Origin of the sequence: Cellulosilyticum lentocellum DSM 5427, assembly GCF_000178835.2 — a bacterium.
Lineage (GTDB): Bacteria > Bacillota > Clostridia > Lachnospirales > Cellulosilyticaceae > Cellulosilyticum > Cellulosilyticum lentocellum.
Map to the genome: position 1 here is coordinate 1,120,509 of NC_015275.1, position 13,898 is coordinate 1,134,406.

21 protein-coding genes are annotated in these 13,898 nt (G+C 35.2%); all 21 read left to right on the forward strand.

What is annotated here, in order from left to right; translation table 11 throughout:
- The first annotated feature begins 5 nt into the window (after window positions 1-5).
- The 21 genes from CLOLE_RS05000 to CLOLE_RS05095 all read left to right on the forward strand — a co-directional run bounded on the left by CLOLE_RS05000 (window position 6) and on the right by CLOLE_RS05095 (window position 13,832).
- The gene (locus CLOLE_RS05000; RefSeq protein WP_013656004.1) at window positions 6-863 is read left to right on the forward strand and encodes a phage major capsid protein; all 858 of its coding nucleotides are present in this window, start codon (window positions 6-8) and stop codon (window positions 861-863) included.
- A 21-nt stretch (window positions 864-884) separates the two neighbouring features.
- Complete coding sequence (locus tag CLOLE_RS05005) at window positions 885-1,184, forward strand: hypothetical protein (RefSeq protein WP_013656005.1); 300 nt, start codon at window positions 885-887, stop codon at window positions 1,182-1,184.
- Window positions 1,181-1,486, forward strand: coding sequence for a hypothetical protein (locus tag CLOLE_RS05010; protein WP_013656006.1), 306 nt, complete (start codon window positions 1,181-1,183; stop codon window positions 1,484-1,486). The genes CLOLE_RS05005 and CLOLE_RS05010 overlap by 4 nt, the downstream gene beginning before the upstream one ends.
- Window positions 1,479-1,790, forward strand: a complete 312-nt coding sequence (locus tag CLOLE_RS05015) for a hypothetical protein (protein ID WP_013656007.1) — start codon at window positions 1,479-1,481, stop codon at window positions 1,788-1,790. The genes CLOLE_RS05010 and CLOLE_RS05015 overlap by 8 nt, the downstream gene beginning before the upstream one ends.
- Window positions 1,791-1,794: 4 nt before the next feature.
- Window positions 1,795-2,178, forward strand: a complete 384-nt coding sequence (locus CLOLE_RS05020; RefSeq protein WP_013656008.1) for a hypothetical protein — start codon at window positions 1,795-1,797, stop codon at window positions 2,176-2,178.
- Window positions 2,171-2,743 carry a hypothetical protein gene (locus CLOLE_RS05025; RefSeq protein WP_013656009.1) on the forward strand — a complete coding sequence of 191 codons (573 nt, stop codon included), beginning with the start codon at window positions 2,171-2,173 and terminating at the stop codon, window positions 2,741-2,743. Before CLOLE_RS05020 ends, CLOLE_RS05025 begins: the two co-directional genes overlap by 8 nt.
- 48 nt (window positions 2,744-2,791) lie before the next feature.
- The gene (locus CLOLE_RS05030; RefSeq protein ID WP_013656010.1) at window positions 2,792-3,124 is read left to right on the forward strand and encodes a hypothetical protein; all 333 of its coding nucleotides are present in this window, start codon (window positions 2,792-2,794) and stop codon (window positions 3,122-3,124) included.
- Complete coding sequence (locus tag CLOLE_RS05035) at window positions 3,091-3,444, forward strand: hypothetical protein (protein ID WP_157864041.1); 354 nt, start codon at window positions 3,091-3,093, stop codon at window positions 3,442-3,444. Before CLOLE_RS05030 ends, CLOLE_RS05035 begins: the two co-directional genes overlap by 34 nt.
- A complete protein-coding gene (locus CLOLE_RS21675; RefSeq protein WP_013656012.1) occupies window positions 3,437-5,842 on the forward strand; it encodes a phage tail tape measure protein in 2,406 nt (801 codons plus the stop codon). The genes CLOLE_RS05035 and CLOLE_RS21675 overlap by 8 nt, the downstream gene beginning before the upstream one ends.
- Window positions 5,843-5,847: 5 nt before the next feature.
- Window positions 5,848-7,881: a hypothetical protein gene (locus CLOLE_RS05045; RefSeq protein WP_041712915.1), complete on the forward strand. Its 2,034-nt coding sequence runs from the start codon at window positions 5,848-5,850 to the stop codon at window positions 7,879-7,881.
- A gap of 5 nt (window positions 7,882-7,886) precedes the next feature.
- Window positions 7,887-8,915, forward strand: coding sequence for a hypothetical protein (locus CLOLE_RS05050; RefSeq protein WP_013656014.1), 1,029 nt, complete (start codon window positions 7,887-7,889; stop codon window positions 8,913-8,915).
- A complete protein-coding gene (locus CLOLE_RS05055; protein ID WP_013656015.1) occupies window positions 8,915-9,145 on the forward strand; it encodes a hypothetical protein in 231 nt (76 codons plus the stop codon). Before CLOLE_RS05050 ends, CLOLE_RS05055 begins: the two co-directional genes overlap by 1 nt.
- Window positions 9,145-9,597, forward strand: a complete 453-nt coding sequence (locus CLOLE_RS05060) for a hypothetical protein (protein WP_013656016.1) — start codon at window positions 9,145-9,147, stop codon at window positions 9,595-9,597. The genes CLOLE_RS05055 and CLOLE_RS05060 overlap by 1 nt, the downstream gene beginning before the upstream one ends.
- Entirely contained in the window at window positions 9,591-9,857 is a 267-nt protein-coding gene (locus CLOLE_RS05065; protein WP_408610348.1) for a hypothetical protein, read from the forward strand. Before CLOLE_RS05060 ends, CLOLE_RS05065 begins: the two co-directional genes overlap by 7 nt.
- A 13-nt stretch (window positions 9,858-9,870) precedes the next feature.
- Window positions 9,871-10,008, forward strand: coding sequence for a hypothetical protein (locus tag CLOLE_RS22875; RefSeq protein WP_013656018.1), 138 nt, complete (start codon window positions 9,871-9,873; stop codon window positions 10,006-10,008).
- 74 nt (window positions 10,009-10,082) lie between these two features.
- Complete coding sequence (locus CLOLE_RS05070) at window positions 10,083-10,316, forward strand: hypothetical protein (protein ID WP_013656019.1); 234 nt, start codon at window positions 10,083-10,085, stop codon at window positions 10,314-10,316.
- Window positions 10,317-10,592: a hypothetical protein gene (locus tag CLOLE_RS05075; protein WP_013656020.1), complete on the forward strand. Its 276-nt coding sequence runs from the start codon at window positions 10,317-10,319 to the stop codon at window positions 10,590-10,592.
- Entirely contained in the window at window positions 10,564-10,803 is a 240-nt protein-coding gene (locus CLOLE_RS05080; protein WP_013656021.1) for a phage holin family protein, read from the forward strand. The genes CLOLE_RS05075 and CLOLE_RS05080 overlap by 29 nt, the downstream gene beginning before the upstream one ends.
- Window positions 10,772-11,506 carry a peptidoglycan recognition protein family protein gene (locus CLOLE_RS21680; RefSeq protein ID WP_013655875.1) on the forward strand — a complete coding sequence of 245 codons (735 nt, stop codon included), beginning with the start codon at window positions 10,772-10,774 and terminating at the stop codon, window positions 11,504-11,506. Before CLOLE_RS05080 ends, CLOLE_RS21680 begins: the two co-directional genes overlap by 32 nt.
- Before the next feature lie 250 nt (window positions 11,507-11,756).
- Entirely contained in the window at window positions 11,757-12,263 is a 507-nt protein-coding gene (locus CLOLE_RS05090) for a hypothetical protein (protein WP_013656022.1), read from the forward strand.
- Window positions 12,264-13,832 carry an HD domain-containing protein gene (locus tag CLOLE_RS05095; RefSeq protein ID WP_013656023.1) on the forward strand — a complete coding sequence of 523 codons (1,569 nt, stop codon included), beginning with the start codon at window positions 12,264-12,266 and terminating at the stop codon, window positions 13,830-13,832. It abuts the gene before it with no gap.
- The last annotated feature ends 66 nt before the right edge of the window (window positions 13,833-13,898 follow it).

The window sequence follows — 13,898 nt, forward strand, 5'->3', positions numbered from 1 at the left end:
ATTACATGAAAAAGTTTATTACTAAAGCAAGAAATACTATTTTATCTTTACAATTTTTTGCAGACCCAACACATACACTTTATGCTAATAGCGTAATTGAGAACAAGATGACAGACTTAGTAAATACTAAGCTTGAAGCTAAGTCTTTAATGACTATTGATTACAGCTTAACCGAAGTAGCAGGTATGAAGAAAACTATTAATAAGTACACTTATTCAGGTGGTGTAGAAAAATTAGCAGCTGGTGCAAAAAATACTGATGCACAACTAGGAAAAGTTGTTTACGTTGGTACAGATTATACAGTATCTCGTTACCAACAAACTTTTAAATATCTTGATGAAGATGTTATGAAAGACCCATACTTCTTAGATGTTGCTACCACAGGTGCTTCTACACTCATGGCTAATCAAGTTAAGACTGAGTATTTTGCGGAATTAGCTAAGATCACAAATGCTACAACATGGCCAAAAGCATCAGCTTTTAAATATGATGATATTGTAGATGCTTTAGCTGTGATTGATCAAGAAGTAGAAGAGGGTATGTTCGTTATTATGAATAACACTCAAAGAAAAGAAATTCGTAAAGATGCTGATTTTAAAGCAGCTAAACAAGGTGAAATCCTCTATACTGGTCAATTCGGTACTATCGCCGGTATTCCTGTACTATTCTCAAAATTAGTACCTGCTGATACAGTTTATATCACATCAAAAGATGCTGTTAAGTTCTTTGTTAAGAAAGACGCATCTATTGAACAAGCGCGTGATGTAGAAGCTAAGAAAAATACAGTAGTTTATGCTCGTTATGGTGTAATCGCACTAGTAGATGAAACCAAGTCTATTAAAATGACAAAAGCTACAGCTTAATTAAAAGGTGGGTGAGGAGCTGTGTTAGAAAATATTAAAACGCTAACAGGTAATACCGATGAGGTGCTTATACAGCTCCTTATTGATAAAACCAAGAAAGAATTAGAGTCTACAGGTAAAGCGTATAGTGATACATGGGATAACGTAATTGAGGATATTGTAATCATAAAGATTAATCGACTTAATCACGAGGGCACTAGCCACTACGAAGCTGATGGTATGTCTGAGACATTTGTAAAAGGCTATCATAGTTATATTAACGACCAGCTATCGGCGCTAGGCTTACCTTGTATCGGCAGAGGGAGGGCGAAGCTATTATGAGATATATAAAGTTTACGCTCGAACAACTTGTAAGAGTACAAGACGCCTTGGGGCAGTGGAAAGAGTCGTGGGAACCTATACAAGATATTAGTGTAGCTACATCTAGCAAGCTTTATTCTACAGTTACAGATGATGCTGTGTACCGTAAGTATGCACCCACTGGTATAACTATGTTTAAAGGTTTTGAGAAGCGCGGTACTTATCGTATTCTTAATAACGATATAACTTATGAAGTACAGTCGTTTAATACTGATAGCAGGATTACACAGCTACTATTGAAAGAGGTGGTAATGAGTGAGTGATATTACTGTAATTATTAATGGAGCTGTTGCTGATGAAATAGATAAGATGTTAGAACACAAAATAGAGCGTGTCGGGCAATTTGCAGAGAATAAGGCTAAAGAAAATATGCAAGGGCATAATCGTAGTGGTATCTTGAGGGCAAGTATAAGTCATGATGTAAACGACTTAACTACTACGGTAGGTACTGACGTTGAGTATGCTGTACCGTTCCATGAGGGGCACGGAAGTTTTTCCGGAGTCCCTTTTTTGCGTGACGCTGTTTATAATCACGTATCAGAAATTATAAATATCTTAAAGGGGTGATTAGGTGGTACTTATTGAACTAATAACGATACTTAAAAATGACACTATCCTAAAAACTCTTTTAAAAGCCACAGTAACAAATACTAAAATAATGCCTATGCCGCTACTAACTGATGGTATAGGCTATAATTTTATACCTTTAACAAATGATGGCATTAAAGAACAAAGTCAGTTTGAGTTAACCATTATCAACACCGACCTACTAAGGTGTTACGAAATAAAAGAGCAGGTAGATAAATTACTTATCACGATTGGAGATACACCACTTACAAACAATATTTTAGAAGTGAGTCAAAATGGTGGTGGCTCCTATTATGATGATGATCTCAAATTTTATAAGTTAAAAGCAAATTATACTATTTTATCAAGGAGGAAATTAAATGGATAAATTGGCAGATACAACAGAAGTTACACTCGGTAGTGGCGATTTATATATGCAACTTTATGCAAATGCTATACCGGAAGACGCGGAGTTGGAAGTAGATGCAAATTGTGTGGCACATATTGATAGTGGCGCAACGCTTAAGTATGGGGTTACTTATAAAGATGTAGAGGATTCCAAGGGGCAAGTGGTAAAGAGCTTTATTACGAAAGAAGATGTTACATTCGGTACTGGAATTTTATCTTGGAATGGTGACGTAATTGCAATGCTTTGCGAAACTGCTAGAGTAACAACAACACCGGCCACAGCAGAAGCTAAAGGTAAACGTGTTACTAAAATTGGTGGTCGTGATAACGCTAATGGTAAGTATTATGTTATTCGCTTTAGACACAAAAAGGATGATGGTTGCTATATTCGTGTGACAATCAAGGGTAAGAATACAGCAGGATTCAGTCTACCTTTTGAGAAAGAAAACGCTACTGTAATTGATGCTGAGATCAAGGCATTTGCACAAGATGCAGAGGGTACATTAGTAATTATAGAAGAAGAATTACCACAATTAAGTGCTTAAGAGAGAGGGAAACCTCTCTTTTTTATTTGTATAAAGGAGGAATTTTAAGTGGCTTATAACTTAGCGAAAAAGTCAAATAAGGTTAAAACATGGGAAATTGCCCTTGATGAAGAAGAAAAAGAGATTGTACACGTGAAAAGGTGTAGCCAGGAGGTATTCGTTGAAATAGGTGAACAAGTATCCGGAATGAGTACGGAAAATGTAGCTAGCGCTCTTGCTACTATAGGGGACTTAGTACTTAAGGTGCTTAATAACAATGTAGAAAAACATGTATTTACGAAAGAATGGCTAGCAGATCAAGGTTACGACATTTTTACACAAGGTGAAATTTTACAAGATTACTTTATGTGGTGCCAAGGAGTTTTAGCAAACCCAAACTAACAATCCCCTTTGCTCACTTTAAAGATGATGACGAGGGGAAAAAGTACGACATTTCTACTCTTTTTACCTACGAGGATAACGTCGTAGCTACTTATAAGCAAGTAGCGGACTATTGCAATATGAGCTATTTAGATGTTAAAAAAATAGACTTCTATGAGTTTGCGTTGCTTAGTCGCAATGCGTATATAAACAACATTTTAAAATGTCCAGGTGGTAAAAAAGCACTTGCTGATGGTATAAGGCTAACAACTAAAGAGTGTGATTTACAAGGCTTAAGAAGTCTTAAGAAGAAATTAGAGGGGGTGAATAACAATGGCTAATTTAAATTTAGCTACGCTATCCATTAAGGTGGCTATTGATAAAACAAATGTAGCTAGTGAACTTAATAAGATAAAAGAAAGTCTAACGAGTGTTGGTGCAAACGGTCAAACTGGACTTGGAAATTTAAAAAATGCATTGTTAGGAGCCTTAGACCCAACTAAATCTCTTGGCGCAAACTTAGGAAGTCTTAAGAGCACACTTATAGATCAAGTTAGCGCCGTGGGTGGTTTACAAGCCGCTTATGTTGCGTTAGCTGTTGCTGGTATAGCTATAGCTACTAAGGCACTGCTAGATTTTATTAAAGCTTCTGTGCAAGTTGGTATAGGGTTCGAAAAGCAAATGTCTAAGGTTAAAGCTATTAGTGGTTCTACAGCCGAAGAAATGAAACTTTTAAATGATAAGGCTAAAGAAGTAGGTAAAAACACAGTTCTTACAGCAAGTCAAGCCGGTGAAGCTATGGAATATATGGCAATGGCTGGATGGAAAGTTGGCGATATGCTAGCTGGTATAGACCCACTGGCTAACTTAGCTATTGTTAATAATGGTGATTTAGGTAGAACATCAGACATTGTAACAGATGCTTTAACTGCTTTTGGAATGAGCGCAGAAGAAACTGCTAGATTCTGTGACGTGTTGGCCCAAGCGTCTAGTAACTCTAACACTAACGTAGATATGATGGGCGAAACATTCAAGTATTGTGCCGCAGCAGCAGGTGCTGCCGGTTATAGTATTGAAGATGTAGCCTTAGCGACGGGTCTTATGGCTAACAGTGGTGTTAAAGCTTCTATGGCTGGTACAGCACTTAGACGTATGTTTACCGAACTAGCAACAGGTTGTAAGGTTAGTTCTAAAGCTTTTGGAGAAATGGACATAGCTACAACTAATTCGGATGGTTCCATGCGTGAGCTTAAGGATGTAATTTTAGACTTACGAGAAGCTTTTGACCAAATGACTGAGTCTGAAAAGATAATGAATGCTGAGTCTATAGCAGGTAAAACTGGTATGTCCGGCTTTTTAGCTGTAATTAATGCAGGTGAAGCTGATTTTAACAAGCTTGCTGATGCAATAGATAATTCGGCAGGTGCAACAGACCGCATGGCTAAGACTATGGCTGATAACGTAGATGGTCTTATTAAGGGTATACAAAGTAAGTGGGAGTCTGTTCAAATTGCAACTTTTGAAATGCTAGAGCCTATCATAAGCCGTATGCTTATATGGGTTGATGCGGTTTTAGGTCTTTTTTCTGATTTGTATAACAAAGTAGCTGCGATAATCGGAAATATAATAAATATCATGACCGCGTGGATAGAGCCAGTTATCGCGGTTTTTAATACGGTTGTAGAGTTGTTAAGTCCTATTTTAGACGTAATATTTGAAGCTGTTAACGGTGTTTTTGGAAGAATAAGCGAATCTATGAATAGTTTTATTGAAGGTTTCAAGAATGTGCTAGAAGGTATTAAGTTAGTACTTGAGCCTGTTATTAAAGTTATAGCAAGTATCCTAAGAGTGGCCTTAGGTGTACTCACCTTAAACATGGATATGATTTTGGGAGGTTTTAAAGACGCTGCCGATGGAGCTACTGGTTTTTTTACGGATGTACAGAATGTAGGTGTTAAGGCTTGTAACGGTGTAATAGACGCTTTAAATCTTATTCCTGGTGTAAGCATTGATAAAATGCAAGAAGTGCAAACAAACCTAGACGGAACAGGCGCAAAAGCAACTGAAACGGCAGAAGCTACAGCAAATGCCATAAAGGCTATCCAAGAGGAACTAGAAAATGACTTAAAAGGTTTAGATGATACGTATAAATCATACATGGATGCTCGTTTAGCAGAATATGAGAAAGAACTTAAAGAAAAGTATGACATGACAGACCTACAGGACGTTAAACGATTCAATGAAAAAATGCAAATGCGAGAAAAACAACTACAACGAGAGGTTGATTTAGATCGTGCAAAAGAAGAAAAGAAATTGAAAGCTAAAGCTGAGATTCAAACAAAACTACTTGAAATGGATGAAAAGTATACAAATGAAACTCAAAAGCTAGCCGACAAGCAGTATCAAGCATACAAGGAAATGTATGACAAGATGGGTAAATTACAAAAAGCCGCATCCGGTAGCACATATACAACAATGGCTACTCCTAATGTAGGTGGCTATGCTACTGGTACTAACTACGCTACACAGGGATGGCACTGGGTAGGCGAAAAAGGAAGAGAACTCATGTACTTTGGTGGTGGGGAGAAAGTTATTAATAATCAACAGAGTGAGCAGATGGTTAATAGTGGAGCTACACACAACACTTTTTATGTCACTATTCCAGCCAACAGCGTGAAAGAATTTGTGGATGTAGTGGAGATGTGTAACAATGCACAAGTAAATATGAGAATGGGGTGAGGTAGTTGATTAATAAAATGTTTGATTTTCCTTATATTGAAGGATATTTATATAAAGCTAGCACACCTAATACCGTAGGCACAAGAATATTAAATGGAACTGAATTCACTTTAGCAAGCACGGATGTCGTATTATTGAAATTTGACATGTCAGCTATGAATAGTTCTCCCAGTGTTGCACTTAGTAGGTTTATGCTGTCCTCTATTAATGAAGAACAATCTAGATTTGGAGAGGTGGGATATCTAGGTTCTGCATTTAACGCAAATACAACTTACAATACTATTCCTAGCAAGACAAAAATATATAGTTTAAACAATGTATTATACGATTACGGAAAAGTATATTGGTTGACAAATGATGGCTTTAAAAACGCTCAATATGGGGTTTATTTGACAGGAGTTACTGGAACGTTTAGAAACTTTGGACTCCATTTAAGGTGGTATGAATATTCTATCACTCCAGTAGTAACAGGTGCCAACATAGAAAGTGATAATTTTACTATTACTTTTAATGCGCCACTAGCAGATAATTACACCGTAACAGCTATACAAAACAATGCTGCAATTGGCGCTAAGACAGGCACAAAAACATATAATGACGCGGCAGATACAGAGGTAACTATTGCTAATAGTGAACTATCCTATAATAGCTTGTTGCCCATTACGTTTAAAGTAGAAGCTGGATACCATAAGGATACTTCTGAACCCCAACAAGATGGCAAAGCTTATTATTATGTTGGAGAAACACAACAAGTCATTACTTACAATAGCCCAAGTATTATCAGCCTGGAACCTGACAATGTAAACCAAAACGCAGATAATAATATTACTGTATCTTGGGTTGCTGCTAACCAAGAAACTTATGTGTTAACTATAGATACATTAACTTATAGCGGAACCACTCAACATAGCCTGGTTGTACCAGCTAAAACGCTAAGAAGTGGAACCAAAACAATGACTTTAAAAATAACTAAGACTTTATTTGGGCAACTGTTGACGGCTACTAAAACTGTTACATTTTTAGCATACGCTACCCCTAATACGCCACAGCTAGAAGATATAAGCATTTATAATAGCGCTACTCCTACGTTTAACTGGATTTGCGTTGATGCTTATACAAGCTATCACTTTAAAATTAGTAATAGTGAGGGAATAGAGGTATTAAATACCAACGAAGTGGTAAGCAGCGATACATCTTACACATCTACTTATGCACTTGCCAATAATAGCACGTATACAATAGCAGTACGTGTTAAAAATCAATTTGGACTATGGTCTGCATGGAATACTAAAGAGATTACTACAGCGTTTGTGGTGCCTAACAAGCCTAATGTTAATGTTTATGCTACAAACAAAAACAGCATAGTTATTAACTTTAACATTACCTATAATGCAGAGTTTGAAAAAGCCGAAATTTGGCGAAAGTCTCCTAGAAGTGAATGGATTAGAATAGCTTATAATCTCGATAATAATTTTACTTATGAAGATGAATTCTTGGGAAGTGGAACACATTACTATAAAGTACGTGCTATAGGGACAACTGGGGGAATCATAGAAAGTGATGTGGTTAATGCAAGTATTAGTATAAGCAATTTTAACTTTGCTAATTGCGACGACCTAACACAATCTATAGAATTTATAGGTGATCCTAGTGTGAGAGTACAAGAAATTAGGCAAATAGTTACTACCATTTATGCCGGATGCGCAGCTCCTAAACCAGAAATAGGAGAAGTTAAATATAAGATTGCAACGTGTAGCTTTACTGTAGAGTCTAGCGAATATGATGCTTTTATGGACATATTTGATAGCAGCGAAGTAATACTTTATCGAGACTGTAGAGGGGAAAAGATTTATGGAAAAGTTACATCCAATGTTACAAAAACACCGATTACTAACAGCTTGTACAGTATGGGGTTTACCTTTACAGAAGTAAGCTTTATTGAGAAAGATATGTATAAAGGTGATGGCAATGTCGCTGTCGTGTTCTTTGATGGAGCATATCAATTTGACGGAGCCGTAACATTTAACGGAGAGGGGTGAGTAAGATGTCTACAAGGTATTTAAGCTTCCAGTATGAGCTACTTGACAACACTAATACATTTAAAAAGAAGCTTTATAATGTAGAGTCTTGCTCTATTTCCTACAAATTTCTAAGCCAACTAAAATCTAGTGCTACTATTGTTATGGATGATGATAGTAGCATTGATTATTTAAAGGATAGAATTAAGGTTTACATGACTTTAAATAAAGTCAGGGTAGCGCTAGGGGTGTTTATGCTGTGTTCTCCTAGCAGAAATATTACAGGAACCAAAAAGACTAGAAATATTACAGCCTACAGCTTATTGCAGATACTGCTTGATGACAAGGTTACTACTAGGTACACGGCAGTTGTAGGAACTAATGTTGTGAATGAGGTTAAGAGATTAATAGGCAACAATAATAGTTATAATATTCCCGACTCTACAAAGACCCTTAACAGCGAATTTAACTACGAAATAGGCACTTCTAAGATTGAGATTATTAATGACTTACTAGCCAGTATAAATTACACAAGTCTTTGGGTCGATAAGGATGGAGTATTTAAAGCCGAACCTTACGTACTACCAACAGACAAAGAACATGTAAAAACGTATGAGGATAATGAAGCTAGTATAATTTTACCGGACATGGTGGATGAGCCAGATTTATTTTATGTGCCTAATGTATTTGTACGCTATACTAATAACTTAGATGTGGCTACTCCATTAAGCTTTACTTACACCAATAACAACGCTGACAGTCCAACATCTACGGTTAATCGTGGACGTAATATAGTTGATGCACAGAGTGTAGAAGCTACTGACTTAGTTACTTTACAAGCAATAACTAAAAAAGCCGCTTATGAGTATAACAGCAAGTTTAGTCATCTAAGTTTTGAAACAGCAATAGACCCCGATGTTATGGATTTATATATGCCAAACATATGGATTAAGGTTGGTGATATAAACGCTAAATATACAATAACAGCCATTACGTTTAAATGTGCTGTAGGCCAGCAATCAAAAGTAGAAAGTAGAAAGGTGGTGGCTATATAGTGAAAGATAGTTTTAGTATTTTAAATGCAGAAATTGAAAGGCTGAAGAAGCAACAGCCTACATTAAAATGTGGAACTGTCACAAGCACTTCGCCATTTCAGGTGCAATTTGATGGAGAAGATTCTAGTAATACTTATAAAAAACCTAAAGCGTACACACCTACCTTAAATGACAGGGTGTGTTTTTTAGTGCAAGGTAATAATTATATTTGTTTAGGGGGGTATGAATAATGAATGCTTTAACTAGATTTGAAAGCACTACACCAGTAAGATATGACGTAATGAATGATATGTGTACGGAGGTAGAAGCTAGAGACACGAATTTACAAGAACAAATCAATGTTTTAAACACTATAGAAGAAGTAGATATGCTAAATGGATGGCAACACAACGATGGAACAACTAAATGCAAAATTTCTAGGGTCGGAAATACGGTAACGATTACCGACTTTTTTGTGACTGGCGTAAAAACAGACCCTACTACAATAATGGTTTTACCTGTCGGATGTAAACCAATTATAGCATTTGATATAGGAATGGAGTCTTATACTTCTACTCCATTTTCTCCTAACACAATGTTTTTTAGTTTTGCACCTAACGGGGTAGTATCTGTAAGAGGAACACCTAGTGACACATATGTAAGATTTATTTGTACTTTTGTGTGTAATTGGGAGGGGTGGTAATATTGGAATATTTAAGAAATAAACATGGGATATTCACAAACAATGAGACAACAGGACAAACAGCCGAGGAGGTTTATGCACAATATCTAAATGATTATTTTGACTTAATAGATGGAGAATATGTGCCAAAACAAATTGATATTTGTCCAGAGCCTACGACAGAAGAAAAACTTAATGAATTAATAGCGGAATATAATGAATTAAAATCAAGAATGACAAATACTGAAGAAGTCATCATGGGAATCATGATGGAAATATAGAGGAGGAAATATTATGTATTACAATTTTATTTTAAGTATGTGGGTAATGGGTAGATGTACAGAGGATTTTGTAAGGGGGCAGCAAGAAAAAGGAAGAATTACAGAAATTGAAATGAACGTAATTTTAGCAACACCACAAATACAACAATAATTTAATCTAAGGCATAGAGAAGCACATAGTGATATGTGTTATTTTTATGCCTTAATTTCAGAAAGGGGAACGTGATGCAAAATGCTTATTGGATTATTAGCTTAGGAATAGCTATGCTAGGTTTTGTTTTTGGCCAAATGCAAGGGCAAAGAAAGCGAGGTTATGAAGATGGAGTCATCAAAGCTTCGTTAGATACTCTTACTAATAAGGTTAACGAATTATCTACTAAAATAGATGATATTAATATAGGAGAATTACGACAGCGTGTAAAAGCATTAGAGAAGTCGGTTTTTAAGGAGCGTGAGTAAATGGCGCTAAAATGGGTAAGCAAACCGAAGAAGAAAAAGAAAATCGAATACAGCAAACGTATCGTGGCTATAGTGCTTAGTTTTTGTATTATAGTCACTTTGTTTAGTATGGGAGCTATGATTTATCTACGTGACTTATCAGCATTATCTACTCTAATTATGAGCGTATTTGGTGAGACAGGGGTAGTCATAGCCTTTTACTTAGATAAGGCCAAGAAAGAGAATATTAGCAAAGGGGCGAAGAAAGATGAAAGTGAATTGGAAACAGAAACTTAGTAGTAGGAAGTTTTGGATAGCCTTAGTGGGATTTATTACATCTATTCTAGTGGCTTTTAATGTACCTACGCTCACTGTAGAGCAAGTTACAACTATTGTTATGGGTGGTGGAACATTAATCGCTTACATCCTGTCTGAAGGATTTATAGACGCTAAGCGAGTAGAGGAGGGCAATAAGGATGGAGATACAACAAAAACTACTAACAGTTAATCAATACAGTAGACCAGGTACTAAATTAAAGCAGGTTAAAAACATAGTAGTACATTGGGTAGGTAATGCAAATTCTACAGCAATAGCAAATAGGAATTATTTCGAGAGCCTAAAAGAGAGAAAGTCTTTTGCTAGTTCACACTACATCATAGGACTTCAAGGAGAAATCATCCAGTGTGTGCCAGAAAGCGAAATTGCTTATCATGCTAACAATGCTAATAGCTATTCTATAGGTATAGAGGTATGCCATCCTGATTGGCAAGGTAAGTTCTCAGAAATAACCTACAAGAGCCTTATTAACTTACTAGCAGACTTATGCAAGCGCTACAGTTTAGAGCCTACCACAGCGATTATAAGGCACTATGATGTAACTAAGAAGCTATGTCCTAAGTATTATGTAGAGCATAGTGGAGCATGGTTACAGTTAAAACAAGATGTAAAAGTTAATATGGGTACAGAAGATACAGAATTAAAGAAAGCTGCCGAGATATTATACAAGCGAAACATTATATCAGTTCTTAGTGCATGGGATGATGTGACTAAATTTAAACTAGAATACGTTCCAGGTCTATTAAAGAACATGGGTGGCATAGATAGGTTGGTTAAGGATAAGATAATCTCAGATAAGCTCCTGTGGGAGTATAAGCAGTACAATGCTAATCATGTAAGAGATTTAATTATAAAGTATAGTAAACTAGGGTAGGGCCAAAAGCCGTACCCTTCTTTTTTTATGCTAAAACGTAGATTTGTTGTTAAAGTTAATTAATATAAAAGTACATAACTATAAATTATACAAAAAAATTCTAAATAATATAAAAAAACATTGAAAAAACATAAAAAATAATGTAGTATCTAATCATCAGAAGCGCACTCAAAGGGGAGCTAGAATTAGCATACTTTTGAGTGTTTTCTATTGGCCCTTGTTTTTAATATAAATTTAAGGAGTGATTGATATGTGTATCTTAAAAAATAAAAAAACTGAAAAAAAGTTATACTGTCTACTAACACAACTAGGTTATAATTTCTCTGAGTTCAAAAGTAGTAAGAAATATAGAATAATATTCCAAAAATTAGTTTATGCTATGCAACGAAATGGTTTTAATTTTGGATATAGCTATAACCTATATATAAACGGACCTTATTGTCCAGAGCTGGCATCAAAGGGGTATGACATGGTGGCCCACCTTGACGAATTTGAAACAGATCCAACTCCATTTGTATTGAGTGTTAGTGGTGAAGCAAAACTTGAGAAAGTAAAACAATATCTAGATAATAACTATGATGACAGTGATTGGCTAGAAACTATTGCAACTTTAGATTTCCTAAAAAACGAGTTTTTTGATACGGATACGAGTAAAGAAGTGATATTCGCTAAATTTGCTACAATAAAACCTCATTTATATCAAGGTCATGAAATGACTTTAAGTAGAGCATGGGAATTAGTTGAAGGAGTTCAATAGATGCCAATAGCTGCAGATGAAACAAGAGAGATTCAATATAATGAGATACGTATTTTTGATAATGTACATGGTTTTGTAAGAATTACTAAAGCTGAAGAATCTATAATTAACTCTACTTATTTTCAAAGGTTAAGAGATTTAAAGCAATTAGGTTTAGGATATTATATGTTTCCTGGTGCTGTTCATACTAGATTTGCACATTCTATAGGGGTATTAGCTGTAATGGATAGAATAGTAAGTAAGCTAAGAGAACAATCTAGAGAACATATAAGTAATAATGATATTCTAAGATTAAGAATGGCCGCTTTATTACATGATATAGGGCACTACCCTTTATCACATACTTTAGAAGCAGTCTACAAGAAGTATCATAAGCCCCTTATAATGAACTTAGATGGTGGAGATGAAGCTGATGGGCAGAATATCAACGTAGAGGATAGGTATAAAAACGGAACTAAAAATGCTAGTGGACATCATGAAGAACTTGGAGCTTATATTGTTAAAAATACAGATTTTGAAGGTGGTATTACGCATATCTTAAGACAATATGAGTTTGATGATGAAGATATAGATATTATTGCTAAAACAATAGTAGGTAAAAGTAGTATTCACTGGTATAATCAGGTACTTCATTCAGATTTAGATGCTGATAGACTCGATTACTTAATGAGAGATTCTGTAAATACAGGGGTAGAATTCGGTGGTTTCGATTTTGACTATATAATAAATAATTGTAGGCTAATAGAGAAGGTAGTATCAACACCAACAGGGACAGAAATCCATAAGAAATTCTGTATTAAAGAAAGTGCATGCTTTACGGTAGAACATTTTCTCATGACAAGATATTATTGGTATGCAAAAATAATATATGAAAAGCAGTTGGTACTCTTTGAAAAGATGGCAGAAGCTTTATATGCTTGGTTATTGGAGAATGATCAGGTATTCAATTATGCTGAAATCTTAGAGGAAGTAGATAGCCCTCAAAAGTTCATTTTCTTTAATGATACTTATTTTTGGGAAAAACTAAAATGGGTTATTAATAAGGTAGAAGCGGAAATATTACCTAACCATGAACAGTTTAAAGAGCTAGCTATAATGATACTTGAAAGAAAAGGATTTAATAAAATATCTAGTAGTACAGAGAGAGAATTAAAAATAGTACGGGATACAGAAGAAATTCAGAATGAGCAAATGCAAGGTATACTAATCCAAACTTCAGCTACAGTAGAACAAGTAGCAGCGCTTGAAGAAAGCCAAGATGAGATAGATAATGAAGAAGCTGTTGTGGTTGAGGAAGGAGTAAATGAAAATCAGATGGATGATGGTAATATAAGATTAGTTAATAAAATAGATGTTTGTAAAACACAACAAGAAATAATATATAGAAAAACTGTTGATGATCCAATTCAAATCCTATTAAAAAACGGGGAAACTCTAAATATTATTGATAGAGGATATACAATTCTAAAAGAATTAAGTAATTATCGTTTAAGAATAGAACGAACTTATGAGTGTATACATAATGAAATCAATATGCTCAAAGTGGCAGAGTATATGAATTATTTGTAATAATAAAAGAATAGTTTTAGATAGGACTGGGTGTAAATGCCTGGTCTTATTTTTTGTATCGCACAA

Coding starts and splice junctions, on each gene's coding strand:
- CLOLE_RS05000 (WP_013656004.1), top strand. CDS start 6: ATGAAAAAGTTTATTACTAAAGCAAGAAATACTATTTTATCTTTACAA.
- CLOLE_RS22875 (WP_013656018.1), top strand. CDS start 9,871: ATGTATTACAATTTTATTTTAAGTATGTGGGTAATGGGTAGATGTACA.
- CLOLE_RS21675 (WP_013656012.1), top strand. CDS start 3,437: ATGGCTAATTTAAATTTAGCTACGCTATCCATTAAGGTGGCTATTGAT.
- CLOLE_RS05025 (WP_013656009.1), top strand. CDS start 2,171: ATGGATAAATTGGCAGATACAACAGAAGTTACACTCGGTAGTGGCGAT.
- CLOLE_RS21680 (WP_013655875.1), top strand. CDS start 10,772: ATGGAGATACAACAAAAACTACTAACAGTTAATCAATACAGTAGACCA.
- CLOLE_RS05010 (WP_013656006.1), top strand. CDS start 1,181: ATGAGATATATAAAGTTTACGCTCGAACAACTTGTAAGAGTACAAGAC.
- CLOLE_RS05095 (WP_013656023.1), top strand. CDS start 12,264: ATGCCAATAGCTGCAGATGAAACAAGAGAGATTCAATATAATGAGATA.
- CLOLE_RS05060 (WP_013656016.1), top strand. CDS start 9,145: ATGAATGCTTTAACTAGATTTGAAAGCACTACACCAGTAAGATATGAC.
- CLOLE_RS05075 (WP_013656020.1), top strand. CDS start 10,317: ATGGCGCTAAAATGGGTAAGCAAACCGAAGAAGAAAAAGAAAATCGAA.
- CLOLE_RS05080 (WP_013656021.1), top strand. CDS start 10,564: ATGAAAGTGAATTGGAAACAGAAACTTAGTAGTAGGAAGTTTTGGATA.
- CLOLE_RS05090 (WP_013656022.1), top strand. CDS start 11,757: ATGTGTATCTTAAAAAATAAAAAAACTGAAAAAAAGTTATACTGTCTA.
- CLOLE_RS05070 (WP_013656019.1), top strand. CDS start 10,083: ATGCAAAATGCTTATTGGATTATTAGCTTAGGAATAGCTATGCTAGGT.
- CLOLE_RS05050 (WP_013656014.1), top strand. CDS start 7,887: ATGTCTACAAGGTATTTAAGCTTCCAGTATGAGCTACTTGACAACACT.